This is a genomic window from Burkholderia sp. F1, from assembly GCF_050813845.1.
Lineage (GTDB): Bacteria > Pseudomonadota > Gammaproteobacteria > Burkholderiales > Burkholderiaceae > Burkholderia > Burkholderia ubonensis.
In genome coordinates, this window is sequence record NZ_CP172422.1 from 2,692,970 (window position 1) to 2,716,618 (window position 23,649).

Below are 23,649 nucleotides of genomic sequence, written 5' to 3' on the forward strand. Positions count from 1 at the left end.
CCACGGTTCGTCAGCGCGTGATCTGCTTCATGAAGAAGATCGTCTGAACCGTCGGCAGCACCTGCTGCAGCACGCGGTTGAACTGCACCGAGCCCGCCGTGTCGACGTACACGACATCGAGCGGTTGCAACTGGAAGCGGCTCGACAGCATCAGCGCGTCAGGCTGCGTCATGTCGAGCCGGAACACTTCCGGTTTGGTCGGGTTGTCGCGCGTCCCGCGCATCACGTAGATCTTGCGCGGGTTCGCGTCGGTATCGAGGATGCCGCCGCCCGACGTCAGCGCGTCGGCGATCGTCAGCTTGCCCTTCATCATCGGCACCGCGACCGGCGTCTTCACTTCGCCCATGATGTACACGCGGCTGTCGCTGCGGTCCGGCACGTTGACGATGTCGCCCGGCTGCAGCATCACGTTCTGCGACACCTCGCCGCGATCGAGCACGCCGTTCGCGTCGAGCGTGTAGAACTTGCCGTCGCGTGTCAGGCGCACGCGCTGCAGGTCGGCCTCGGAGGTCGAGCCGCCCGAGCGCGAGATCGCGTCGACGAGCGTGAGCGGCACGTCGCTCACCGCGAGCGGGCCCGGCTGCTTCACCTCGCCGGTGACCTGCACCTTCTGGCTGCGGAACGACAGCACGCGCACGTCGATCTGCGGATTCTTCACGTAGCGCGCGAGGCTCGTGGCCAGCTCTTCGCGCACCTGCGTGATCGTCTTGCCCGCCGCGCGGATGCGGCCGACGAACGGGAAGAAGATCGTGCCGTCCGCGCCGACCGTCTGGCCGTACGGATCGGCCTGGCCCGGCAGCGCCGTCGTATACGGCTGCTGCAGCGCGCCGGCCACCGTCTGCGTCGTGTTGCCGCCGCTCGAGAACGACTGGCCCTGCGGCGTCGTCAGCTCGGGGTGGTCCCACACCGTCACGCCGAGGATGTCCTGCGGCCCGATGCGGTACACGTATTGCGACGGGTCCGTGAAGCGCGACGGCGGCAGCGGGTGCGACACGCGCTGCTGCTGGAGCTGGTCCATGATCAGCTTCGCGTCGATGTAGTGGACCGTGTAGGTCTCGGACGGTTGCGCGCGCGCCTCTTCCTTCAGGCGCGACGCATCGAGGTAGTTGCCCGGCGCGGTCGCGCAGGCCGACAGGAGCGTCGACAGCGCAACGGCAAGCGCCATGGGGCGCAGCGTACGATTCAGCATAGTTTTTGCAGCCATCCTTGAACCAGACGTTCGATCAATGTGCAGCTTCGGCGATAGCCGGCCTCGGGGCCGCCATGCGGATCGGCGATCTCGGCGTCTTCCCACTTGCCGAGCAGATGCACCTTGCCGCGCGAGAACGGGTCGACCGACTCGACCGCCGCGATCTGCGCTCGCTCGCTGACCAGAATCAGGTCGGCTTCGCGCACGAGGTTGCGGGACAGGCGCCGCGAGCGATGCGTCGTCGCGTCGACGCCGCGCTCGGCGAGCAGCCGGCGCATCACCGGATCGATGCCTTCGCCGACGTTCGCATCGACGCCCGCCGAGTGGAATGCCACGCGCGGCCCGCCGCGCGACGCGGCATGCGACTTGAACAGCAGCTCCGCCGCCGGACTGCGGCAGACGTTGGCGTGGCAGACGATCAGGATGTTTCGGAACATGGCGTATGACCGGCCTCACGCGTTCGCGCGGGCGGCTCCGGAAAGGCGTGCGGCGAGCGCCTGGCGCGAGCCCGGCCGGCCGATCGGGTGATATTCGATGCCCTGCTCGCTCATCGCGTCGGGCTCGTACAGGTTGCGGCCGTCGAAGATCACGGGCGACTTCCACAGCCGGCCGAGCGCAGTGAAGTCCGGGCTCTTGAACGCCTTCCATTCGGTGACGATCACGAGCGCATCGGCGTCGCGCGCGACCTGCGATTCGTCGTCGACATACGCGAGGCGCTCGAGCCAGCCCGGGTGGCTCGCGAGATCGAGCGCGATCACGCGCTGCGCCTCGTGCTGCGCGACCGGGTCGTAGGCGGCGACGCGCGCGCCGCGCGACAGCAGCTCGGCGATCAGCGCGCGGCTCGGCGCCTCGCGCATGTCGTCGGTGTTCGGCTTGAACGCGAGACCCCAGATGCCGAACGTGCGGCCCGTCAGGTCCTCGCCGAAGCGCGCGACGATCTTCTCGGCGAGCACGCGCTTCTGCCCGGCGTTCACCGACGACACCGCCTTCAGGATCTGCAGCGACTGGCCGTGGTCGTCCGCTGTGCGGATCAGCGCCTCGACGTCCTTCGGGAAGCACGAGCCGCCGTAGCCGCAGCCCGCGTACAGGAAGTGGTAGCCGATGCGCGGATCGGAGCCGATCCCGCGCCGCACCGCCTCGATGTCCGCGCCGAAGCGGTCCGCGAGGTTCGCGAGCTCGTTCATGAACGAGATGCGGGTCGCGAGCATCGCGTTCGCCGCATACTTCGTGAACTCGGCCGAACGCACGTCCATGTACAGCGTGCGCTCGTGGTTGCGGTTGAACGGCGCGTAGAGCTTCTTCATCAGCTCGCGCGCGCGCTCGCCCGGCACGTCGTCGTCGCAGCCGATCACGATGCGGTCGGGCCGCGTGAAGTCGTCGACCGCCGCGCCCTCCTTCAGGAATTCCGGATTCGACACGACCGAGAACATCTGGTCGCCGCCGCGCTTCGCGAGCTCCTCGGCGACCGCCGCGCGCACGCGCTCGGCGGTGCCGACCGGAACGGTCGACTTGTCGACGATCACCTTGAAGCCGGTCATGTGGCGGCCGATGTTGCGCGCGGCGGCGAGCACGTACTGCAGGTCGGCGGAGCCGTCCTCGTCGGGCGGCGTGCCGACCGCGATGAACTGCACGTCGCCGTGCGCGACCGCGGCCTCGGCGTCGGTCGAGAAGCGCAGGCGGCCCGCCGAGCGGTTGCGCGCGATGATCTCCTTGAGGCCCGGCTCGTGGATCGGCACGCCGCCGCCGTTGAGGATGTCGATCTTGCGCTGATCGACGTCGAGACAGAACACGTCGTGCCCGATGTCGGCGAGGCAGGCGCCGGTGACGAGACCTACGTAACCGCTGCCGATGATAGTCAGATTCATGATGTGTCGACCTCTTGACCAGTGATTCGAAATTCGGAGCAGGCAGCCTGCCCGCTCAATACGCGTTGCTGCCGGTGAAGCCTTTCCAGAGCGTCAGCGCGACGATCTTGATGTCGAGCCAGAACGACCAGTTCTGCATGTAGTAGAGATCGAGCTTCACGCGCCCCATCATCTTCTCGATCTGGTCGGTCTCGCCGCGAAAGCCGTTGATCTGCGCCCAGCCCGTGATGCCCGGCTTGATCCGGTAGCGGAACATGTAGCCCTTGACCAGATCCTTGTAGATGTCGTCATGCGCGAGCGCGTGCGGGCGCGGGCCGACGACGGACATCTCGCCCTTGAGCACGTTGATGAACTGCGGCAGCTCGTCGAGGCTCGTGCGGCGCAGGAAGCGGCCGACCGGCGTCACGCGCGAGTCGTTCTTGGTCGCCTGCGTGACCTTGCCCGCCGTCTCCTGGTGCACCTTCATCGAGCGGAACTTGTAGATCTCGAACTCGTTGCCGTCGATGCCCTTGCGCTTCTGCCGGAAGAAGACGGGCCCCGGCGAGGTGACCTTGATCAGCAGCGCGATCAGCAGCATCACGGGCGCGAGCACCATGAGCGCGTTCAGCGCGAACAATCGGTCGAACACGAACTTCGGCAGGATCCGCACGTCGGTGATCGGCGACGCCGCGAGGTTGATCGCCGGCACGCCGAGCAGCTCGACGACTTCCTGGTTGAAGAACGACACGGCGCGCACGTCCGGGATGAAGCGGATGTTCACGAAGTCGTCGCGGAACACCGTCACGATCCGGTTGATCTGCGGCTCTTCCGACAGCGGCAGCGCGAGCCACAGTTCGCGGATCACGCGGCTGCGCACGAGGCGCACGAGCGTGTCGAAGCGGCGCTCGATCGCCACGTCGTCGAGCAACGCTTCCCCGGGCGACGCGCTTTCGTCGTACACGCACACCGGTTTGAAGCCGGCCTCCGGCCGTGCGCGCATCTGCGCGATCAGCCGCCGCGTCGCGGGCGCGCCGCCGACCAGCGCGACCGCGCGGTGGTTGAAGCCGCCGCGCCGCAGCTGCCGCAGCACCGCGTGCACGCCGGCCTTCGACGCCGCGAGCAGCACCATCGTCGCGAGCGCCCAGTAGCCGAGCCAGAGCCGCGACAGCTGGCCCGCCTGATGAAAGCTGAAGCTCATCAGGATGCCCGCGAGCTCGACCACGAGCCACGCGAACGCGACGCGCCCCATCAGCCCGATCAGCCGCTTGCCGCGCCACGACTGGTAGATCCCGAACGCCGGGAAAAACACGACGACGAGCACGCAGTCGAACAGCACCATCGTGCGTTGCAGATCGTCGAGCCATACGCTGCGCCCGTCGTGCAGCGCGGCGGCGATCACGGCTCCCGCCACGACCATCGCGATATCGATGATTCTCGCCAGCACGCTCAACATGTTCGCTTCCCCTCTGGACAGGCGTTTGCCGAACCGCTCGTTGCGCCGCCCGTGCCGCGCATTCGCTTCAAACATTGCATGGCGTTATTGAACAGGTAAGAAAATTCCTCCGGCAAGCGCACAAGTATTTCGAAAATTAATCGGTAACTCCTGCCCGCCGGAAGACGATTTATATCGGCACCTTTTCCCGGATCGAGAAAAAATAAAGATGTTCACGAATCGGACGAATCGCCCTGTCAGCCATGATGGACGGGCATCAGGCCCGAATTTTCCGAATTATTTTTTTATTTTTTATTTGCGCCTTCCGGCATCTGGAAAATTTTTCTCTTGCAGGCGCTTGACGAATATCAAGCGAGCTTTCACGGTTTTATTGTCGATTTACTTCATGCTACAACGGCAGGCATTGACATCAAACGAGGAGTGCGATCATGAATGCTCCGGCCGTGACAGCCGATACGCGCCAATCTTCTTCCGCCGCCGCGCCTGCCGGCGCGCGCGTCGCGGTGCAGCCGGTGATCCTTGCCGGCGGCTCCGGCACGCGTCTGTGGCCGATGTCGCGCGAGCACTATCCGAAACAGCTGATCGGCCTGCTCGGCGACCATTCGCTGCTGCAGGCGACCGCGTGCCGCCTCGACGGCCTGTCGACCGGGCATCCGCTCAGCGACGACGTGCTGATCGTCTGCGGCGAGGACCATCGCTTCACGACCGCCGAACAGTTGCGCCTGACGGGCAAGCGCGCGTCGATCGTGCTCGAGCCGCTCGGCCGCGACACCGCGCCCGCGCTGACGCTCGCCGCGCTGCGCATCGTCGCCGACGGCGGCGATGCGGTGATGACCGTGATGCCGGCCGACCATGCGGTCGCCGACCTGCCGCGCTTCCACGCGGCCGTCGCCGCCGGCGTGCGCTGCGCGGCGCAAGGCAGGATCGCGACGATGGGCATCGTGCCGGATCATGCCGAAACCGGCTACGGCTACATCCGCGTCGGCGCCCCGCTCGGCGGCGACGCATCCGGCGATCTCGACGTGCGGCGCCTCGACCGCTTCGTCGAGAAGCCGCATCTCGAGCTCGCGCAGCAGTACGTCGCATCCGGCGAATACTGGTGGAACAGCGGGATCTTCATCGTGCGCGCATCCGTGTGGCTGAAAGCGATCCGCCATTTCGAGCCGGCGATCCACGCGGCCTGCGAACAGGCGGTCGCGCAAGGCAAGGCCGACGGCGACTTCTTCCGCGTCGATCGCGACGCGTTCGCCGCGTCGCCGTCGAACTCGATCGACTACGCGGTGATGGAACCGCTTGCGACCGAGCAGCCGGTGTGGGAGAGCGTCGTCGTGCCGCTCGACGCGGGCTGGTCGGACGTCGGCTCGTGGGACGCGATCTGGCAAATCCTGCCGAAGGACGGCGCCGACAACGTCGGTCGCGGCCACGTGCTGTTCGAGGACGCCGCATCCACGTTCGCGCATTCGGAAGGCCGGCTCGTCGCCTGCGTCGGCACGCAGAACCTCGTCGTCGTCGAGACGCCCGACGCGGTGCTCGTCGCCGATAAATCGCGCGTGCAGGACGTGAAGAAGATCGTCGGCCGCATCAAGGCGGAGCGCGGCGCGGAAGCGACCGACCACCGCAAGGTGCATCGCCCGTGGGGCCATTACGATTCGGTCGACACGGGCGAGCGGTTCCAGGTGAAGCGCATCGTCGTGAAACCCGGCGCGCGGCTATCGCTGCAGATGCATCACCACCGCGCCGAGCACTGGATCGTCGTGCGCGGCACCGCGCGCATCACGCGCGGCGACGAAACGTTCCTGCTGTCGGAAAACGAATCGACGTACATCCCGCTAGGCGTGTCCCATCGCCTGGAAAACCCGGGCAAGATGCCGCTCGAACTGATCGAAGTGCAATCGGGCTCGTACCTCGGCGAGGACGACATCGTGCGCTTCGACGATACGTACGGACGGCAGTGACGAGCGCATGATGAACAAGGGCGCCGTCGTCGACGGCGCCCTTGTCGTTGCGGCCTCGCGCGCGGCACGCAATGCGCCGCGCGCGGGACTCGACCTCAACCGCCCTCAACCGACGCGATAAGCGAGCCGGTCGCTCTGCACCGGATCGTTGCGGCCGTCGGCAAGCGACGCCGAGTGGCGCTCGGCGATGAAGCGCTTGATGTCCGACTCCGCACGCGCGAGCGCGGACAGCCCGGCAAGCACGGGCACGCTCTGCGGCGCGCGCGCCGGCTCGTCGCTTGCGCCGTGCCGGTCGATCCACTGCCGCGCCCATTCGAGCGCGTACTGCTCCGCCTCCTCGGCATCGGTGAAACGCGGGCCGATCAGGCCGGAACGCTCGACGCGACGCTCGTCGTGCACGATCTCCGCCCACGCGCGATACATCAGGTTCTGCACGGGCTGCGCGATGCCGTAGACCGTATAGCCGCGATACGCGTCCACCTGCGGCTCGGACGTGAAGCTCGCGGTGGACACGCGCGCATGATGACGCTCGCACAGGCCCGCGGCCGGCGCGGCGACGGCAGGCGCGCCGGGCACGGTGAACGCCGGCTGCGCCGGCACGTCCGTTTCGCCGCGCGACGTCGCATCGTCGCGGCGCCAAACGTTTGCCTGCATGCCCTGCAATTGCGGCAATTGCCACGATTCCGGGTTCTGCCAGAACACGCCGCGCAGGCGGTCGTTGTCCGGCGCGGGTTCAGCGCGGCGCACGGGCGCGACCGGCACCGGCGGCGGCGGGACGTACGCGAAGGTGCGGCCGCTGAACTGGGTGAGCACGTCGATCATCTGCAGCAGCGTCCCGTTCGCGAGCCACTCCTCGTAGCGGCGGCGACACGTGGGCCCGGACGGATAGCGGCCGGGCAGCTTGGACCACGCGTCGCCGGTCGTCAGGATCCAGAGCACCGCATTGGCGACAACGCGCGGTTCCGCGCGCGGACGGCCACGACGATTCAGCCGAATCGGTTCATCGGCGATCAGCGTCGAAAGACGAACCCACTCTTCATCGTTTAGCTCATCGAAGAACATAGTAGATCTCTCCACGCAGCCAGGCCGGGCTGCGATTGGCGGCGCCGTCGCAATTGCTCGCGGGGCGGCCAGGTTGCACGTTATGGTTGTTCGGGTGTGCATGCCATCGCAACACGCACTAAGGCGGTGCCGCGAATCTCGGCAATGACGCACGGATCCCGGTCTCACTCCATTGCGGAAAAATTTGTGGACGAAGCATACCACTCCTAGGGTTTCTCTCAATATGACAATGACTTTATGTTACGCAATGAAACAACATGGGATCGATGCAAGATCAATTTATGGATGAATTTTTTTATGCGGACTTTATTAGGCGGCCTGCGAAGCCCCATCTGGCGGGGCTGTCCCGGGATGCAGCCGCGTCGCGCGTCCGACACGGTTCCGACCCTTTCCAGTAACATTCACCGAATCAATGGCTCAAAATCGGTAATTCACGGAAAATTCGTAACGATATATTTTCATATCGGTAATTCATTCGAATGCACTTGATTGGACTTTTCCTTGTGCACAATCTTTATATTGTTTCTCGTCGGACCGTGACAAGGATGTGACGCCGTGCGCGTCATTGCAGGAATGCGAATGTAACGAAGCGTCACTGCATGTTTCGATGCAGTGACGCGCAGGCGCTCACGCCTTGTCGCGCAGCTAGCGCAGATCGCCGACGAGCGATGCCGCCACGTCTTCTTCGATGCGTCGTGCCGGCACTGCGTAGCCCGAATGATCGCAGCCGATCGACAGCGCCGCGCCCCGCTTCAGCGCCGCGCGCATCGGCGCGTCGAACTCGAAACGGACGAAGTGCACCGCGGAGGTCTTCTCGTCCGTCTCGCGATCGAGGTCCTCGTCTGCGATCGCATAGACCGGTGCGTGGCCGTCGACCTGCAGGAACACGCGATCCTCGACGCCGATCAGCCGCTTGAGCGCCGCGCGCCGCTCGGCCTCGTGCGCGTATTCGATCTGCATCGTCGCCTTCAGGTTGGCGCCGTCCGGCACCAGCGGCCGATACGCGTCCAGCTCGCCCTCGATGCCCGCCTCGTCGAAGATCCTTTCGATATGCAGCATCTCCTGGACCTGATAGCGGATCGTCGTCTCGTCCTCGAACAGGAAGCGCAGGTGATTGCCGAGCTGCACCGCGCGCCGTCGCTTGTGCTCGATGAGCCGCGCATGTTCGGCCTTGCGGATCTTCGCGTACGCTTCGAGCGTCAGCAGGGAATCGCGGGTGAGCGTCATGAGTTGTCCTTCGTTGATCTCAATTTGATCTCGGGTTGATCTGGATCAAATGCCGTACGCGCGACGCAGCAGCGTGAGCGGATGCGCGAGCGGCGCACCGCCGAGCCCCGCCTCGTCGATGCCCTGCACGATGTGATGGCCCGCGAGCGCACAGTCGGACGACACGAAGTCCGGCTTCGGCTCCGCCATCGACCTGAACACCGGCCCGCCGATCCGCATCGCGTCCGCGTGGAATTCCTTCTTCACGCCGAACGTGCCCGCATGGCCCGAGCAGCGCTCGACGACGTTCACGCGCGTCTCGGGCACGAGCGACAGCACGTCGGCGGTCTTGCGGCCGATGTTCTGCACGCGCGCATGACACGGCACGTGGTACGACACGGTGCCGAGACCGGTCTTGAAATCGGTCTTCAGCAGGCCGTCGCGATGCCGCGCGATCACGTATTCGAACGGATCCCAGAACGCGTCGGCGACCGCGCGCACCGCGGCGTCGCCGGGGAACATCAGCGGCAGCTCGCTCTTGTACATCAGCACGCAGCTAGGAATCGCGCCGATCAGCGCATAGCCGTCGCGCGCGTAGCGCTCGAGCACGGGGATGTTCGCGTCCTTCTTCGCGGCGACGCCCGCGAGGTTGCCCTGTTCCAGCAGCGGCATCCCGCAGCACGCTTCGCTCGTCACGAGCTCGTACGGAATGTCGTTGTGCGCGAGGATCGCGAGCAGGTCGTGGCCGATGCCGGGCTCGTTGAAGTTCACGTAGCAGGTCGCATAGATCGCGACCTTGCCGGGCGTGCGCTCGCCGTCGCGCACCGGATGGCCGTCCGAGCGCTTTGCCGCGCGCCGGAACTTGCGCGGCGCGAATTCCGGCAGCCAGGCCGTGCGGTCGACGCCGAGCGCCGCTTCCAGCGCGTGCCGCGCGGGCGGCGTGCGGTTCACCGCGTTGACGGTCTGCGTGACGATCGGGATGCCCGCGAAATGGCCGAGCGCGTCCGTGTTCGACAGCACCTTGTCGCGCAGCTTCACGTCGCCTCGCCGGTAGCGCGCCGCCTTGCCGCGCAGCATCAGGTGCGGGAAATCGACGTTCCACGCGTGCGGCGGCACGTACGGGCATTTCGTCATGTAGCAGAGGTCGCACAGGTAGCACTGGTCGACGACCTTGCCGAATGCGTCCTTCGGCACTTCGTGGATGTCGCCCGTCGGCGCCTCGTCGACGAGGTCGAACAGCGTCGGAAACGCGCCGCACAGCGACACGCAGCGCCGGCAGCCCGCGCAGATGTCGAACACGCGGGTCATCTCGGCATCGATGGCCGCCTGGTCGTAGAACGTGTCGGACTGCCAGTCGAGCGGATGCCGGGTCGGGGCTTCTAGACTGCCTTCCTTGTGTGGCATGAGGCGCTCCAGCGGGACGGAGAGGCGCGCGCCCGCGCGCCTCTCCCTGTCACGCGAGCGGCGGGCGCGGCGGCGCACGGCAGACGGTGGGCCGGCGCGCCACGGCGGGCGGCCGGCCGCGCGGGTCAGTCGACGAGCGCGTCGAGCGCCTTCGTGTAGCGGTTGGCGTGGCTGCGCTCGGCCTTCGCGAGCGTCTCGAACCAGTTGGCGATTTCGTCGAAGCCTTCTTCGCGGGCAGTCTTCGCCATGCCCGGATACATGTCGGTGTACTCGTGCGTCTCGCCGGCGATCGCCGATTGCAGGTTCAACCGCGAGGAGCCGAACGGCAGGCCGGTCGCCGGATCGCCGACCGCCTCGAGATACTCGAGGTGGCCGTGCGCGTGGCCCGTCTCGCCTTCGGCGGTCGAGCGGAACAGCGCGGCGATGTCGTTCTGCCCTTCGACGTCCGCCTTCGACGCGAAATACAGGTAGCGGCGGTTCGCCTGCGATTCGCCCGCAAACGCATACTTCAGGTTCTCTTCGGTTTTGCTGCCCTTGAGTTGAGCCATCTGCGCCTCCGTGCATGCCGGCGCGGCCGAGCGCCGAGCCAGCCGTGGATATGTGGGGAACGATGCGCGCGGTACGCCGGCATCGTGCTCTTTAATCTAGGCGTTGACGCCGGCATCCCCCAATAGGCATTTTCAATCCGCGCGATAGCCGGGCGGCGCGCGGCGCGTGCGGATTCGTGTGGCGGGCGCCGGTGCAGCGCCCGCGCGATCCGGCCGCGTGATGTCCGTCGATCGGTGCCGATGTCGTTCGGTATCGGTGCCTGTCCCGTTGGCGTCGACTTCGAATGAAGACGATCGGCACCCGGCAGTGCGCTCACGCATCGGCCGCGCGCTTCAGCAGCAATTCGCGTTCGCGCGCGTTGCGGGTCAGTTCCGCCGCGCGGCGGAATTCGGCCTTCGCCTCGTCGGTGCGCCCGAGCTTCGCGAGCAGGTCGCCGCGCACGCTCGGCAGCCAGTGATAGCGCGCGAGCGCCGGGTCGTCGCGCAGCGCGTCGACGAGCTCGAGCCCCGCGGCCGGCCCGAACGCCATGCCCACCGCCACCGCGCGATTCAGTTCGACGACGGGCGACGGCGCGACCTCCGCGAGTGCGTCGTACAGCGCGACGATCTGCGCCCAGTCGGTTTCCGACGCCTGCCGCGCGCGTGCATGACAGGCCGCCAGCGCCGCCTGCAGCGCATACGGCCCACGCACGCCGCCGAGCTTCGTCGCGCGTTCGAGCGCCGCGAGGCCGCGCCGGATCAGCAGCGGATCCCAGCGGCTGCGATCCTGCTCGAGCAGCAGCACCGGGCGGCCCTGCGCGTCGGTGCGCGCATGCGTGCGCGACGCCTGCAGCTCCATCAGCGCGACGAGGCCGAACACCTCGCTCTCGTCCGGCGCGAGCCCCGCGAGCACGCGGCCGAGCCGCAGCGCCTCGTCGCACAGCGCGGGACGCATCCAGTCGTCGCCGGCGGTCGCCGCATAGCCTTCGTTGAAGATCAGGTAGATCACCTCGAGCACGGACGCGAGCCGCGCCGGCCGCGCATCGGCCGCCGGCACCTCGAACGGCACGTGCGCCGCCGCGAGCGAGCGCTTCGCGCGCACGATCCGCTGCGCGATCGTCGGCTCCGGCGCGAGGAACGCGCGCGCGATCTCGTCCGTCGTCAGCCCGCCGAGCAGCCGCAGCGTCAACGCGACGCGCGCGTCGGTCGACAGCACCGGATGGCATGCGGTGAAGATCAGCCGCAGCAGGTCATCGCCGATGTCATCGTCCCGCGCATCGGCGAGCGCCTCCGCGATATCGGGCACCACGTGCGCGCCGAGCGCGTCGCACTCGCGGCCGAGCTGGTCGCGCTTCGCCGCGTGCAGCGATTCCTGGCGGACCCGGTCGAGCGCGCGGCGCTTCACGGCCGTCATCAGCCAGGCGGCAGGGTTGTCCGGCACGCCGTCGACGGGCCAGTGCTCGAGCGCCGCGACGAGCGTGTCCTGCGCCAGCTCCTCCGCAACGCCCACGTCGCGCACCACGCGCGCGGCCCGCGCGATGATCTTCGGCGCCTCGATCCGCCAGACGGCCTCGATCGCCCGGTGCGTGGCCGCCTGCGTCACGACGCCGGCCCCTGCGCGGAAGCGTCCTGCGCGACATGCACCAGCTCCCACACATGGCCGTCCGGATCGGCGAACGCATGGCCGTACATGCCCGGATACTCCAGCGGCGGACGCGGCGTCGCGCCGCCCGCCGCGCGCGCCTTCGCGACGACCGCGTCGACCTCGGCGCGGCTCTCGCACGACAGGCACGGCAGCGCCTGCACGTGGGTGGCCGGATCGACGATGGCCTTGTCGGTGAAGGTCTGGAAGAACGGCCTGACGAGCAGCATCGCGAAGATCGCATCGCTGATCCGGATGCAGGCGCCCTGGTCGTTCGTATACGCCGGCACCGGCTCGAAGCCGAGCGCCGCATAGAATGCCTGCGCGCGCGGCAGGTCGGCCACCGGCAGGTTGATGAAGACTTGCTTGTGCATCGCTTGCGCTCCTCGTGATGTTGCGCTCAGCGGCCGAGGCCGCGGGCGGCCTGAAGCTCGCGGAACCGCTCGACCGCGTCGCTCGGCGTGAGATCGTCCAGCTCCATCAGCTGGCGCACCTCGATCTCGCAGTCCATCTCCGCGCCGAACGGCGCGGGGAAGCGGCGCGTCCATTCGAGCGCCTCGTCGCGCGAGCGCACCTGGATCAGCGTATAGCCGGCGATCAGCTCCTTGGTCTCGGCGAACGGGCCGTCGATCACCGTCCCCTTGCCGCCCACGTAGCGCACGCGCCAGCCCTTCGAGCTCGGCTGCAGCCCCGTCGCGTCGAGCAGCACGCCGGCCTTCGCCAGTTCCTCGTGATAGACCGTCATCGCCTCGACCAGCCGGTCGTCCGGCAGGGCAGCGGATTCGCTGACGGCATTCGCCCGCACCATGATCATGTATCGCATCGTTCGCTCCTTGTTTCAGTGGTCGGAGGCGCCGCGCATCGGCGCCCTATCCGAACGACGCGCGAGTCGCGGCCGGATCGACGCGCGGCACGACGAATCAGGGTAAACACCTGGTCTCGGGCGATCCGCTCGGCGTCAAAGGAAACACGGGCCGACCGCGCGCACCTCGACCGTGCACCACTGCGCGGCGGGGCACTGGCGCGCGATCTCGACCGCTTCCGCGTGCGTGTCGACGTCGACGAGGAAGAAGCCGCCGACCATCTCCTTCGCCTCCGCGAACGGCCCGTCGATCAGGCGCGTCTCGCCGTCGCGTACCTGCACGCGCGTGCCGCGCTCCGACGTTTCGAGCGATTCGACCGCGCGCAGCACGCCGCGCGCCTTCAGGCCCTGGGCGAAATCCTGCATCCGCGCGTAGAGCGCCTGCCCCTCCGCGAGCGTGCGCCCGGCGCGCTGGCCGGTCGGTTCGACAATCAACAGCATGTACGCCATGAAACTCTCCTCTGGGTAATCCGGTGGTGCAGCTGCGGGCGCGGGGCGCGCCGCATGGCCCGCTTCATCGACGGCCCGCCATTCTGGGCCGGCGCCGGCCGGCGGTCCATTCGATCGCGCCCGGCGCGAACGCCCGAACGCCTTCGCTCGACAGCATTGCGCCATTCTCCGCCGGACGGTCGCCGCCCGACACCTGTCCGAACGGCCTGTTCCGACCACTTCATTACATCTTCCTGTCACCATGCGACCCTGACTTTTCATTTTTTCAGCCGAGTCGCGCCATGCATCACTCATTGCCGTCATACGCCCTTGCCGTTTCCGTCGTCACGTCAGCCCCGGCGCTCGCGGCCGCGCCGCCGGTCAGCGCCGGCTGCGGCGGCGCGACGACGCCCATCGCCGCGATTCAGGGTGGCGCCGGCACGTCCCCGCTGGCCGGGCAGACGACGTCGATCGAAGCCGTCGTCAGCGCGGACTTCGGCGGCGCCGACGGGCTCGGCGGGTTCTTCGTCCAGCAGGCGGACGCGGAGCGCCAGCGCCCGCCGGGCGTATCGGAGGGCCTGTTCGTCTATGCGCCGAAGGCGCGCGCGACGGCCGGCGACGTCGTCCACGTGACCGGCAGGATCGAGCAGAAATACGGCCAGACGCAGCTCACGCTGTCGGGCGGAATCGCCGTCTGCGCGCACGGGCGGACGGTCACGCCGGCGACGCTCACGCTGCCGGTCGACGCCGTGTCCGTGCTCGCCGCTCACGCGGGCATGCTCGTGCGGCTGCCGCAGACGCTGACGGTCAGCGATACCTACGAACTGGGCCGCTACGGCAGCATCGTGCTCAGCAACGGCCGGCTGCGCACGCCAACGCATCTCGTCGCGCCGGCCCGGGCCGCCGCGCAGGCAGACGCGAACGCGCGCAACCGCATCGTCCTCGACGACGGTTCGAACAAGCAGAACCCCGCGACCGTGCGCTACCCGCCGCCCGCGCTGAGCGCCGCGAACACGCTGCGCGCCGGCTACACGGTGCGCGGCGTCGAAGGCGTACTCGAGCGGCGCTACGACGCGTGGCGGCTGCAGCCGGTGCCGGGTGCGGCCGCGCCGGTATTCGAGCGCGCCGCGAATCCTCGCACCGGCGCGCCCGCGCGGCATCCGGACGCCGACCTGCGGATCGCGTCGTTCAACGTGTTCAATTACTTCAACGGCGACGGCCGCGGCGGCGGCTTCGACGCGCCCGCCAACCGCGGCGCGAAGACCCCTGCCGATTTCGCGCGGCAGGAAGCGAAGATCGTCGCGACGCTGCGGGCGCTGCGCGCGGACGTGATCGGCCTGATGGAGATCGCGAACAACGGCTACGGCGACGCCAGCGCGGTGCGCCGCCTGGCTGCGCAGCTCGGCGACGGCTGGCGCGTGGTCGAGCCGGGCGCCGCACGCCTTGGCAGCGACGCGATCGCGGTCGCGCTGCTCTACGACAGCCGCACGGTCGAACCGGCCGGGCGCGCGGCGACGCTCGCGATCGGCAACCTGAACCGCCCGCCGCTCGCGCAGACCTTCACGCGCATCGGCGGCGCGCGCGCCGTCACGGTCGCGGTCAATCACCTGAAATCGAAGAACTGCCCGAACGCGACGGGCGCCGATCTCGACCAGGCCGACGGCCAGGGCTGCTGGAACGCGACGCGCACGCGCGCGGCCGAACGCATCGCCGACTGGCTCGCCGGCAATCCCACCGGCGTGACCGCGGAAGGCGTGCTGCTGATCGGCGATCTCAACAGCTACGCGAAGGAAGATCCGATCCGTGCACTCGAAGCGCGTGGCTATGCGAACCTCGTCGCGCGTTTTCGCGGCGACGACGCGTACAGCTACGTGTTCGGCGGCGAAGCGGGCTACCTCGACCACGCGCTCGCGACGTCGACGCTCGCCGCGCGCGTGAAGGCCGTGCACGCCTGGCACATCAACGCCGACGAACCGGTCGCGCTGCAATACACGTCGCGTTACAAGACGCGCGAGCAGCAATCGCGCTACTACGCGCCCGATCCCTACCGCTCGTCGGACCACGATCCGGTCATGATCGATCTCGCGCTCGACGATCGCGACACGTCGGCCGCAAGCGGAATTTACCCGCACACCTTACAGATTCCGTCACTTTTACCTGCGCTGCGGATTCACCCGAATCGGGCACGCGTCATGCACTGCACGCCGACGTCGCAGGCGAAAAAAATTCCCCCTCCCGTCGCGCCATGCGTGGCGGGGCTTTGCGCGCCGTGCCCCGACGAAACTGAAAGCGTGTGACGAAACTCCCCCGCATCGGGTGAATCACACAGACTGCAGCGATTTTTTCTTCGAATCTGCTTGGTTCAAGGAGGATGAACATCATGGCGCTCACCGACTCGATCGAACACAAGCTCGACCGCGGCCTGTCCGACATCCGCCGCAGCGGACGCCGCGTGGAACGCAGCACCCGCTCCGCTGCGCACAACCTGCGTGCGGACGTGCAGGACGATCTGCGCGAACTCGTCGACGAACTCGACGAATTGTTGAAGAACGATGGCGACGGCGACATCGCCGCGTTGCGCAAGCGCGTGCAGTCGCGTCTCGATGAAGCGCGCAGCACGCTCGACGTCGCATCGCATTCCGCGGCCGCCCGGCTGCGCGATTCCGCCGAGCGCGTGTCGCAGGTCGTGCACGACAACCCGTGGCGGACCGCGGGCGTCGTCGCGGGCCTCGCGTTCGTGGCGGGCCTGCTGCTCGCCCGTCGTTGATCCCGGTCGGCCATTGCGCCGCTCCCAGTCCGACAACGCAGGAGAACAAACATGCGAAAGACTCTCGTGATTCAAGCCGCTGCGGCCGTCGTGCTCGGCGGTCTCGCCCTCGCCGGCTGCACCACCACCCCCGACAAGAACCCGCCCGCCGCGGCAAACGCGTCGAAGCGCGAATCGATCGACGCGAGCGTCAACGCGACGCTGTCGCGACTCTATTCGACGGTGCCGGGCTCGCGTGAACTCGTCGCGAAATCGCGCGGCGTCCTCGTGTTCCCGAACGTGCTGCAGGCGGGCCTCATCGTCGGCGGCCAGTCCGGCAACGGTGCGCTGCGGGTCGGCGGCAGCACGATCGGCTACTACAACACGTCGTCGCTGTCGGTCGGCCTGCAGGCCGGCGCGCAGTCGAAGGCAATCGTGTTCCTGTTCATGACGCAGGACGCGCTCGATTCGTTCCGCAAGACGGACGGCTGGTCGGCAGGCGCCGACGCGTCGGTCGCGGTCGTCAAGGTCGGCGCGAACGGCGCGGTCGACACCAATACGGCCACCGCGCCGGTCGAGGTGCTGGTGCTGACCAACGCCGGCCTGATGGGCGACCTGTCGGTGAACGGCACGAAGGTCACGAAGCTCAACCTCTGACGCCGGGCGGCCGTGCGCCGCATCCGCGTTCCGCCAGCGCCGCGGGGCTTCGCCCGCGGCGTTTTCATGCGCACGCCGTCCTCGGCAACTATGACTTCCGCGCCTTTGCGGGCATACTCCGGTTCGGGCCGTCCCGGACACGCGCCGGGCCGACGGATTTCACCCTCACGCGGTTGCCATCATGGTTAGCGGAAACGACCACCAAAAATTCTTCTATCTGCTCCTGTTCGTCGTCACCGTCGGACTCTGCTGGATTCTCGCGCCGTTCTTCGGCGCGGTCTTCTGGGGCACCATCCTGGCGATCCTGTTCCAGCCGATCCAGCGCTGGCTCGCGGCCCGCTTCGGCAAGCGGCGCAATCTCGCCGCACTCCTGACGTTGTCCCTGATCATCCTGATCGTGATCCTGCCGCTCGTGTTCGTCGCCGCGACGCTCGTGCAGGAAATCGCGTACGTCTACCAGGAGATCAAGACCGCGCAGCCGAACTACACGCAGTACTACCAGGACATCATCCATGCGCTGCCGACGTCGATCCAGCGGCTGCTCGCGAAATACGGGGTGACCAACCTCCCCGGCATCCAGAAGAAGCTGACCGACGGCGCCGCGCAGATCAGCCAGTTCGTCGCGGCCCAGGCGCTCGTCATCGGCCAGAACACGTTCCAGTTCGTGATCAGCTTCGGCGTGATGCTGTACATGGTGTTCTTCCTGCTGCGCGACGGCGGCGAGATCGGCCGCCGCGTACGCCGCGCGCTGCCGCTCGACGACGAGCACAAGCAACTGCTGCTGTCGAAGTTCACGACGGTCGTGCGCGCGACCGTGAAGGGCAACATCGCGGTCGCGCTCGTGCAGGGCGCGCTCGGCGGGCTGATCTTCTGGATTCTCGGGATCGAGGGCGTCGTGCTGTGGAGCGCGCTGATGGCGTTCCTGTCGCTGCTGCCCGCAATCGGCGCGGGCCTCGTCTGGGTGCCGGCCGCCATCTATTTCCTGATGATCGACGAGATCTGGAAATGCGTGATCCTCGTCGCGTTCTGCGGCGGCGTGATCGGGCTCGTCGACAACCTGCTGCGGCCGATCCTCGTCGGCAAGGACACCAAGATGCCCGACTGGGTCGTGCTGCTCTCGACGCTCGGCGGAATGGCGCTGTTCGGCATCAACGGCTTCGTGATCGGGCCGCTCATCGCCGCGCTGTTCATGGCAAGCTGGGACATCTTCGCGCGCGCCGAACAGGGCGAGTGACGCAAGTCGCGCCCGCGGGCGCGGCTTGCAGCACATTACCGCCGGCCGGTTGCGAATGACCGGCCGCGCAATGCAATATCGACATCCTGGTCGGGAAATGCGGACGAGCCCCGCCCGTCACGGATGGAGAATCTTCATCACGATCGGCCCGGCCGCGTCGGCATCCGACGCCGCGACCGTCATCGTTCCGCCATGCGGGCCGACCCGATAAGCGCCGTCGGCACGCGGCGGCAAGATCCGCCGGCTCACCGCATCGCGCCACGTCGCGCGCACGCCGGACGCTTCCGGCTGCATCAGCGGCGCGCCGCGCACATCGGCCAGCACGATGTGCGCGCCCGGCAAGCGCCGGTCGTGCGCGTCGAACGTCACCGTCACCGAAGCGTCCCGTGCATCGACATCGGCTGCCCGTTCGCTCACGGCGACGGACAGCGCCGCGAGCGTGACGTCGTATTGCGCGACGAGCGCGCCGGAGAAGCTCACCTGCCCGGCCGCACCTGCCCCCGATGCGAACAGCGCGGCGCACATGCCCGCCAGCAGCGCGCACAGCGTGCGGTTGCGCGTTGCCGCGCCCATTGCGTTCGTGATTGCCGTTGCTTCCCGCTGCCGCGCTGCCTGCATCTGTCGCCTCTCCCTGTGCCGCTCATCCGGAAACGGCGGCGTGACGCCCGGGTCATGCCGCCTTGCATGTCGGCATTCACTTTAGGGAGAGGCGTCGGGAAAACATATCGGACTAGTCTGAAATCGAGATCAGACAAGACAGACAACGTCCCGATATGACGTTTCATGACAATCCGGCCGTCGCGGCAGCGCGCGCGCCGCTCATGCGGCTCACGCGTGCGGATCGACCCGCAGCACGAGCTTGCCGCGATGATCGCCGTCGAACAGGCGGTTCAGCACGTCGGGCGCGTTTTCGAGGCCGTCGGCGACGGTTTCCTCGGCCTTGAGCCGGCCGTCGCGCAGCCAGCCGGCGAGCGTCTGCACGGCGTCGCGGCTGTTGCGGTAGTCGAGGATCAGGAAGCCGCGCATCGTCAGGCGCTTCGAGATCAGCACGCTGACGTCGTCGGCCGCGCGAGCGCTGTTGTAATTCGCGATCGTGCCGCACAGCGCGATGCGCCCGCCGATCACCATCCGCGACAGCACCGCGCGCATCACGTCGCCGCCGACGTTCTCGAAGTTCACGTGCACGCCGTCCGGCGTCGCCGCCTTCAGCTGCTGCCGGAAGTCGTCGGCCTTGTAGTCGACCGCCGCGTCGAAGCCGAGCGTCTCCGTCAGGTAGCGGCACTTGTCCGGCCCGCCCGCGATCCCGACCACGCGCGCACCGTGGATCTTGCCGATCTGCCCGGCGATCGACCCGACCGAGCCGGCCGCGGCCGATACGACCAGCGTCTCGCCCGGCCGCACCGGCGCGATCTCGGTCAGGCCGTAGTACGCGGTCAGCCCGCTCATCCCGCACGCGCCGAGCAGCGTCGGCAGCGGCAGGCCCGCCTGCGCGGGCAGCTTGACGAGCTGCGCGGCCTCTCCAGCCGGCACGACCGCATAGTCCTGCCAGCCGACGAGCCCCTGCACGAGATCGCCTTCCGCGAACGCCGCGGCGCGCGACGCGACGACGCGCCCGATGCCGAGCGCGCGCATCACCGCGCCGATCGCGACGGGCGGCAGGTACTGCGGGACGTCGCTCATCCACACGCGGTTGGTCGGGTCCATCGACAGATACAGCACGCGCACGAGCACTTCGCCGTCGGCGAGCGCCGGCACCGGCGTGTCGACGAACGAGAAGTGTTCGCGGCCGACGCGCCCTTCCGGACGCGTCTTCAGCAGCAGTTGGCGGTTGACGAGCGTCGACACGATGTTCTCCTCCTGGATGTTCAGATCGGGCGCGATGCGTGCGCGCCCGTGCGAGTCCATGCGAATGGCGCGCGTCAGACCGCGCACATGCCGCCGTCGATCACGAGCTCGGCGGCGGTCACGAAGCGGCTCTCGTCGGACGCGAGATACACGGCCGCATGCGCGACGTCGTCGGGCTCGCCGAGCCGCCGCATCGGAATGCCGCGCGCGAGCCGGCGCGTCGCGTCGCGCTCGCCGAGCTGCTTGAACAGCGGCTCGACGATCCCCGTGCGGATGAACGCCGGATGGATCGAATTGCAGCGCACGTCGAGCTCCTTGCGCGCGCAATCAATCGCGACCGACTTCGTGAGGCTCGCGACCGCCGCCTTCGACGCGTTGTACGCGGTGAACTCGGGTTCGACCTTGAACGCGGCGACCGACGAGATGTTGATGATCGACGCGGGCCGGCTCGCGCTCAGATACGGCAGCGCGTACTTGCAGCCGAGCACGATGCTCTCGACGTTGATCTCCATCACGCGCCGCCACTCCTTCAGCTCGAGCTGGTCGAGCGCGCCGATCGAGCCGACGCCCGCGTTGTTGACGAGCACCGACAGGCCGCCCATCGCGTCGTTCGCCTGCGCGAGCAGCGCCTGCCAGCGCGCATCGTCGCGCACGTCCTGCGTCGCGGCGAACGCGACCGGCGCATCGTGCCCGGCGTTGAGCTCCTGCGCGAACGCGTCGAGCACCGCCGCGTCGGCGACGTCCGTCAGGAACACCCGCGCGCCCTGCTCGACCATGCGCCGCGCGATCGCGCGGCCGAGGCCGCCTGCCGCGCCGGTGATGTACGCGCACTTGCCCGCGAGGCGTGAAGAAACCACAGTCATCTGTCCCACTCCCGTAAATGATCCGGCGCCGCCGCAGCCCGTGCGCGCGGCATGCGCCCGGCAGCAAACGCACGGCCAGCGTACGCGAACGCCGCAGATCGATGAAATGAATATTCGTTATGGCCGATCATAGGCCGCATTCATGACTGGCGAACCGGCGTGCGCCCCGCCCGTGCTCACCCGGCGATGCCCGTGATCAGCAGCAGGTTCGTGCCGGTGATGACCGCGAACAGCGCCCACGCGGCCACCTGCATCCCGCGCCCGATCGCGTGCTCGCCCATCGCCGCGCGATCGCTGACCGAGCGGATCAGCGGCCACATCGCGAACGGCAACTGCAGGCTCAGCAGCACCTGGCTCCAGACGAGCAGCCGGCCGACCGAGCCGTCACCGAGCCAAAGCACGCCGATCAGCGCGGGAATCAGCGCGAGGCCGCGCGTGATCAGCCGGCGCTGGTAGCACGGGATCTTCATGTGCAGGAAGCCGTCCATGATCACCTGGCCGGCGATCGTGCCCGTGAGCGTCGAGCTTTGCCCGGACGCGAGGAGCGCGACGCCGAACAGCAGCGCGGCCGCCCCGCCGGCGATCGGCGTGATGAGCCGGTACGCCTGCTCGATGTCGACGACGTCGGTGCGGCCGGTCGCATGGAACGCCGCGCCCGCGAGGATCAGGATCGCCGCGTTGACGAGCATCGCGACGAACAGCGACACGCAGGTATCGATGCGCACGAGCGCGAGCGTGTCGCGGATCGTGCCGCGCGCGCCGCCGACGACGCGCCGCGTCTGCACGACCGACGAATGCAGGTACAGGTTGTGCGGCATGATCGTCGCGCCGACGATGCCGAGCGCGAGCACGATCGCGTCCTTGCGGTCGTGGCCCGGATCGCCGGGCACGAGCCCGTTGAACACCGCGTGCCAGTCGGGCGGCATCATCGTGACCTGCGCGACGAAGCAGAACGCCATCGTGCCGATCAGCCCGAGCACGATCGCCTCGATCTGGCGGAAGCCCTTGCCCTGCAGGCCGAGCACGATCATCGTGTCGAGCGCGGTCAGCACGATCCCCCACGCGACCGGCACGCCGAGCAGCAGCTTGAACGCCAGCGCGCAGCCGAGCACTTCGGCGATGTCGCACGCGATGATCGACACCTCGGCGGTCACCCACTGGAAGACGCGGCCGAACGGGCCGTAGCGGTCGTAGCTGGCCTGCGCGAGATCCTTGCCGGCGACGAGGCCGAGGCGCGCGGCGAGCATCTGCAGGAAGATCGCGGCGAGGCTGGAGAACGCGACGACCCACAGCAGCGAATAGCCGAACTGCGAGCCGGCCTGGATGTCGGTGGCCCAGTTGCCGGGGTCCATGTAGCCGATCGCGACGAGCAGGCCGGGGCCGAAGAAGCGCCTGAGCTTCGTCAGCCGGGACGCGCGGGCGTCGATCGTGATGCTGCCCTTGACTTCCGACGGACAGAACGGGGCGGTGGCGGTGGTGGGAAAAAAGGGCATGGCGCAGCGTCACTGAGACCGGAACGCCATGATTGTACGAAAGCCGGCCCGCCTGGTGCCAACACCGCTCGCTGCTTCCACGGGGGTGAACATCAACCGCGATGATTCGACATCCTTGCCGTCTCGCGGAAAGCGCCGTGAAATCCGCGCGGCCTGACCTCGATCACGCTGCGAGCCGCTTCGCCCCCTTCAGGGCGCCAGCCCGAAGGCCCGCTGCATTTGCGGCGCGTACGCCAGTGCGATGCCGACCCTCGAGATCCGCGCGCGCTCGCTGGCACGGTATTCGGTCGGCGACATCGACAGACGCTGACGAAACAGCTTCGCCATGCGCTCGCCGCTGCCCAGCCCGATGCGCCGGGCGACCTTGTCGGCCGGCAGGCTCGTATGAACGAGCATGTGGCATGCACGCTCGAGGCGCACATGCAGGACGAATTCCGTCGGCGTCACGCCGACTTCCTTCTTGAAACGCCGCAGGAAATTGCGTTCGCTCATGGCCACCGCCTGCGCGGCGCCCGCGATCGAGATCCGGTTGGTGCTCTGCGCGCGCAATTGCTGCATCGACGTGCGGATCGACGGGCTGGCGCTCAGTTCCCGGATCGCCCACATCGACTGGACGAAGCGCTCGTCGACCGGCCGCGAGATGTGGCGGGCGATGTCCTCCACCGCTCCGTCGCCGAGATCGTTCCGGAACATGTCCATGACCGCCGCCAACACATCCGCCCCTTCCCCCGACGGCTCGAGCTCCTTCGCCGCCGATACGAGGCTCGCGGTGGCGATCGACGCGGCATCTTCGCGCGCGCTCGCCAACTTTGAAGTCGCGATCGTCGCGAGCTTCATCCCGTCCGCGACCCAGCGGGCATTCGCCTGAACGTCCCGCAGCCGGCGCAGCAGATCCTCGCTCCACGCCACAAGCGCGTGATCGCCGTGCAGATGAAAGAATGCATAGACGTACCTGCCGTGATCGTCGTCCAGCGCATCGGTCGCGACCTGCACGCCGGATGAAGACTGGAGCAATCCGCCATTCGCGGACACGAATCTCAACTGATACGCCGCGCAGACAGTCTGCAAGCGGTTGGCGAGATTGAAGGCCTCGACCAGGCGCGCGGCCTGTGCCATCGAAAACCCCGCGCTCAAAAAGATGACGACTATGCGTTGTTCATTTGCATCCACTTGCCGAGCCCCCGACTCTTACTGCCTTTTCTCTCAGACACGCTTGTGTATTTTCGAAGCTTGCGCGC

The 23,649-nt window shown here is 67.9% G+C and carries 22 protein-coding genes; 5 read left to right on the forward strand and 17 right to left on the reverse strand.

From position 1 onward, the window contains the following. Nucleotides 1–10: 10 nt before the first annotated feature. From ACFIMZ_RS30580 to ACFIMZ_RS30595, 4 genes are read right to left on the reverse strand one after another with little or no spacing between them, the layout of a single operon-like run. Complete coding sequence (locus ACFIMZ_RS30580) at nucleotides 11–1,189, reverse strand: polysaccharide biosynthesis/export family protein (protein WP_431823181.1); 1,179 nt, start codon at nucleotides 1,187–1,189, stop codon at nucleotides 11–13. Continuing rightward, entirely contained in the window at nucleotides 1,183–1,626 is a 444-nt protein-coding gene (locus ACFIMZ_RS30585; protein WP_431823182.1) for a low molecular weight protein-tyrosine-phosphatase, read from the reverse strand. The genes ACFIMZ_RS30580 and ACFIMZ_RS30585 overlap by 7 nt, the downstream gene beginning before the upstream one ends. A gap of 15 nt (nucleotides 1,627–1,641) precedes the next feature. Then, complete coding sequence (locus ACFIMZ_RS30590; RefSeq protein ID WP_431823183.1) at nucleotides 1,642–3,054, reverse strand: UDP-glucose dehydrogenase family protein; 1,413 nt, start codon at nucleotides 3,052–3,054, stop codon at nucleotides 1,642–1,644. Nucleotides 3,055–3,109: 55 nt separating this feature from the next. Beyond that, nucleotides 3,110–4,486 (reverse strand): undecaprenyl-phosphate glucose phosphotransferase, encoded by a 1,377-nt coding sequence (locus ACFIMZ_RS30595; RefSeq protein WP_431825404.1) that lies wholly within the window; start codon nucleotides 4,484–4,486, stop codon nucleotides 3,110–3,112. A gap of 428 nt (nucleotides 4,487–4,914) precedes the next feature. On the opposite strand from ACFIMZ_RS30595, the gene ACFIMZ_RS30600 reads away from it, so the two are divergent. Further along, the gene (locus tag ACFIMZ_RS30600; RefSeq protein ID WP_431823184.1) at nucleotides 4,915–6,441 is read left to right on the forward strand and encodes a mannose-1-phosphate guanylyltransferase/mannose-6-phosphate isomerase; all 1,527 of its coding nucleotides are present in this window, start codon (nucleotides 4,915–4,917) and stop codon (nucleotides 6,439–6,441) included. A gap of 105 nt (nucleotides 6,442–6,546) precedes the next feature. Here ACFIMZ_RS30600 and ACFIMZ_RS30605 read toward each other — a convergent pair whose 3' ends face one another. The 8 genes from ACFIMZ_RS30605 to ACFIMZ_RS30640 form a co-directional block, all read right to left on the reverse strand. Continuing rightward, complete coding sequence (locus tag ACFIMZ_RS30605) at nucleotides 6,547–7,503, reverse strand: transposase (RefSeq protein ID WP_431823185.1); 957 nt, start codon at nucleotides 7,501–7,503, stop codon at nucleotides 6,547–6,549. A gap of 645 nt (nucleotides 7,504–8,148) precedes the next feature. Continuing rightward, the gene (locus ACFIMZ_RS30610) at nucleotides 8,149–8,730 is read right to left on the reverse strand and encodes a DUF3501 family protein (RefSeq protein WP_431823186.1); all 582 of its coding nucleotides are present in this window, start codon (nucleotides 8,728–8,730) and stop codon (nucleotides 8,149–8,151) included. 45 nt (nucleotides 8,731–8,775) lie between these two features. Next, the gene (locus ACFIMZ_RS30615) at nucleotides 8,776–10,113 is read right to left on the reverse strand and encodes a heterodisulfide reductase-related iron-sulfur binding cluster (protein ID WP_431823187.1); all 1,338 of its coding nucleotides are present in this window, start codon (nucleotides 10,111–10,113) and stop codon (nucleotides 8,776–8,778) included. Between the two features lie 125 nt (nucleotides 10,114–10,238). Beyond that, nucleotides 10,239–10,661, reverse strand: a complete 423-nt coding sequence (locus ACFIMZ_RS30620) for a rubrerythrin family protein (protein WP_010089086.1) — start codon at nucleotides 10,659–10,661, stop codon at nucleotides 10,239–10,241. A gap of 313 nt (nucleotides 10,662–10,974) precedes the next feature. Then, nucleotides 10,975–12,243, reverse strand: a complete 1,269-nt coding sequence (locus ACFIMZ_RS30625) for an RNA polymerase sigma factor (RefSeq protein ID WP_431823188.1) — start codon at nucleotides 12,241–12,243, stop codon at nucleotides 10,975–10,977. After that, nucleotides 12,240–12,656, reverse strand: coding sequence for a VOC family protein (locus ACFIMZ_RS30630; protein WP_431823189.1), 417 nt, complete (start codon nucleotides 12,654–12,656; stop codon nucleotides 12,240–12,242). Before ACFIMZ_RS30630 ends, ACFIMZ_RS30625 begins: the two co-directional genes overlap by 4 nt. A 26-nt stretch (nucleotides 12,657–12,682) precedes the next feature. Further along, nucleotides 12,683–13,105 carry a YciI family protein gene (locus ACFIMZ_RS30635; RefSeq protein ID WP_431823190.1) on the reverse strand — a complete coding sequence of 141 codons (423 nt, stop codon included), beginning with the start codon at nucleotides 13,103–13,105 and terminating at the stop codon, nucleotides 12,683–12,685. A gap of 135 nt (nucleotides 13,106–13,240) precedes the next feature. After that, on the reverse strand, nucleotides 13,241–13,594 hold the full coding sequence (locus ACFIMZ_RS30640) for a YciI family protein (protein WP_431823191.1): 354 nt from the start codon (nucleotides 13,592–13,594) through the stop codon (nucleotides 13,241–13,243). Nucleotides 13,595–13,875: 281 nt separating this feature from the next. Here ACFIMZ_RS30640 and ACFIMZ_RS30645 point away from each other — a divergent pair, with 281 nt between their 5' ends. The 4 genes from ACFIMZ_RS30645 to ACFIMZ_RS30660 all read left to right on the forward strand — a co-directional run bounded on the left by ACFIMZ_RS30645 (nucleotide 13,876) and on the right by ACFIMZ_RS30660 (nucleotide 18,210). Then, on the forward strand, nucleotides 13,876–15,870 hold the full coding sequence (locus ACFIMZ_RS30645; protein WP_431823192.1) for an ExeM/NucH family extracellular endonuclease: 1,995 nt from the start codon (nucleotides 13,876–13,878) through the stop codon (nucleotides 15,868–15,870). A gap of 83 nt (nucleotides 15,871–15,953) precedes the next feature. Then, complete coding sequence (locus ACFIMZ_RS30650; RefSeq protein WP_431823193.1) at nucleotides 15,954–16,340, forward strand: DUF883 family protein; 387 nt, start codon at nucleotides 15,954–15,956, stop codon at nucleotides 16,338–16,340. 51 nt (nucleotides 16,341–16,391) lie between these two features. Beyond that, nucleotides 16,392–16,976: a BPSL1445 family SYLF domain-containing lipoprotein gene (locus ACFIMZ_RS30655; protein WP_431823194.1), complete on the forward strand. Its 585-nt coding sequence runs from the start codon at nucleotides 16,392–16,394 to the stop codon at nucleotides 16,974–16,976. A gap of 181 nt (nucleotides 16,977–17,157) precedes the next feature. Then, nucleotides 17,158–18,210 (forward strand): AI-2E family transporter, encoded by a 1,053-nt coding sequence (locus tag ACFIMZ_RS30660; RefSeq protein WP_431823195.1) that lies wholly within the window; start codon nucleotides 17,158–17,160, stop codon nucleotides 18,208–18,210. A 117-nt stretch (nucleotides 18,211–18,327) separates the two neighbouring features. Here ACFIMZ_RS30660 and ACFIMZ_RS30665 read toward each other — a convergent pair whose 3' ends face one another. The 5 genes from ACFIMZ_RS30665 to ACFIMZ_RS30685 all read right to left on the reverse strand — a co-directional run bounded on the left by ACFIMZ_RS30665 (nucleotide 18,328) and on the right by ACFIMZ_RS30685 (nucleotide 23,527). Next, nucleotides 18,328–18,828: a hypothetical protein gene (locus ACFIMZ_RS30665; protein ID WP_431823196.1), complete on the reverse strand. Its 501-nt coding sequence runs from the start codon at nucleotides 18,826–18,828 to the stop codon at nucleotides 18,328–18,330. Nucleotides 18,829–19,038: 210 nt separating this feature from the next. Continuing rightward, nucleotides 19,039–20,055, reverse strand: a complete 1,017-nt coding sequence (locus tag ACFIMZ_RS30670) for an NADP-dependent oxidoreductase (RefSeq protein WP_431825405.1) — start codon at nucleotides 20,053–20,055, stop codon at nucleotides 19,039–19,041. A gap of 74 nt (nucleotides 20,056–20,129) precedes the next feature. Beyond that, nucleotides 20,130–20,918, reverse strand: coding sequence for an SDR family oxidoreductase (locus tag ACFIMZ_RS30675; protein ID WP_431823197.1), 789 nt, complete (start codon nucleotides 20,916–20,918; stop codon nucleotides 20,130–20,132). A 176-nt stretch (nucleotides 20,919–21,094) separates the two neighbouring features. Beyond that, a complete protein-coding gene (locus ACFIMZ_RS30680) occupies nucleotides 21,095–22,411 on the reverse strand; it encodes an Nramp family divalent metal transporter (protein WP_431823198.1) in 1,317 nt (438 codons plus the stop codon). 189 nt (nucleotides 22,412–22,600) lie between these two features. Then, nucleotides 22,601–23,527, reverse strand: a complete 927-nt coding sequence (locus ACFIMZ_RS30685) for a helix-turn-helix domain-containing protein (protein WP_431823199.1) — start codon at nucleotides 23,525–23,527, stop codon at nucleotides 22,601–22,603. Nucleotides 23,528–23,649: the final 122 nt, after the last annotated feature.

Bases quoted from the DNA above. Each gene is read 5' to 3' on its own strand.
- ACFIMZ_RS30580 (WP_431823181.1), bottom strand. From the start codon at position 1,189: ATGCTGAATCGTACGCTGCGCCCCATGGCGCTTGCCGTTGCGCTGTCG.
- ACFIMZ_RS30585 (WP_431823182.1), bottom strand. From the start codon at position 1,626: ATGTTCCGAAACATCCTGATCGTCTGCCACGCCAACGTCTGCCGCAGT.
- ACFIMZ_RS30590 (WP_431823183.1), bottom strand. From the start codon at position 3,054: ATGAATCTGACTATCATCGGCAGCGGTTACGTAGGTCTCGTCACCGGC.
- ACFIMZ_RS30595 (WP_431825404.1), bottom strand. From the start codon at position 4,486: ATGTTGAGCGTGCTGGCGAGAATCATCGATATCGCGATGGTCGTGGCG.
- ACFIMZ_RS30600 (WP_431823184.1), top strand. From the start codon at position 4,915: ATGAATGCTCCGGCCGTGACAGCCGATACGCGCCAATCTTCTTCCGCC.
- ACFIMZ_RS30605 (WP_431823185.1), bottom strand. From the start codon at position 7,503: ATGTTCTTCGATGAGCTAAACGATGAAGAGTGGGTTCGTCTTTCGACG.
- ACFIMZ_RS30610 (WP_431823186.1), bottom strand. From the start codon at position 8,730: ATGACGCTCACCCGCGATTCCCTGCTGACGCTCGAAGCGTACGCGAAG.
- ACFIMZ_RS30615 (WP_431823187.1), bottom strand. From the start codon at position 10,113: ATGCCACACAAGGAAGGCAGTCTAGAAGCCCCGACCCGGCATCCGCTC.
- ACFIMZ_RS30620 (WP_010089086.1), bottom strand. From the start codon at position 10,661: ATGGCTCAACTCAAGGGCAGCAAAACCGAAGAGAACCTGAAGTATGCG.
- ACFIMZ_RS30630 (WP_431823189.1), bottom strand. From the start codon at position 12,656: ATGCACAAGCAAGTCTTCATCAACCTGCCGGTGGCCGACCTGCCGCGC.
- ACFIMZ_RS30635 (WP_431823190.1), bottom strand. From the start codon at position 13,105: ATGCGATACATGATCATGGTGCGGGCGAATGCCGTCAGCGAATCCGCT.
- ACFIMZ_RS30640 (WP_431823191.1), bottom strand. From the start codon at position 13,594: ATGGCGTACATGCTGTTGATTGTCGAACCGACCGGCCAGCGCGCCGGG.
- ACFIMZ_RS30645 (WP_431823192.1), top strand. From the start codon at position 13,876: ATGCATCACTCATTGCCGTCATACGCCCTTGCCGTTTCCGTCGTCACG.
- ACFIMZ_RS30650 (WP_431823193.1), top strand. From the start codon at position 15,954: ATGGCGCTCACCGACTCGATCGAACACAAGCTCGACCGCGGCCTGTCC.
- ACFIMZ_RS30655 (WP_431823194.1), top strand. From the start codon at position 16,392: ATGCGAAAGACTCTCGTGATTCAAGCCGCTGCGGCCGTCGTGCTCGGC.
- ACFIMZ_RS30660 (WP_431823195.1), top strand. From the start codon at position 17,158: ATGGTTAGCGGAAACGACCACCAAAAATTCTTCTATCTGCTCCTGTTC.
- ACFIMZ_RS30665 (WP_431823196.1), bottom strand. From the start codon at position 18,828: ATGCAGGCAGCGCGGCAGCGGGAAGCAACGGCAATCACGAACGCAATG.
- ACFIMZ_RS30675 (WP_431823197.1), bottom strand. From the start codon at position 20,918: ATGACTGTGGTTTCTTCACGCCTCGCGGGCAAGTGCGCGTACATCACC.
- ACFIMZ_RS30680 (WP_431823198.1), bottom strand. From the start codon at position 22,411: ATGCCCTTTTTTCCCACCACCGCCACCGCCCCGTTCTGTCCGTCGGAA.
- ACFIMZ_RS30685 (WP_431823199.1), bottom strand. From the start codon at position 23,527: ATGGCACAGGCCGCGCGCCTGGTCGAGGCCTTCAATCTCGCCAACCGC.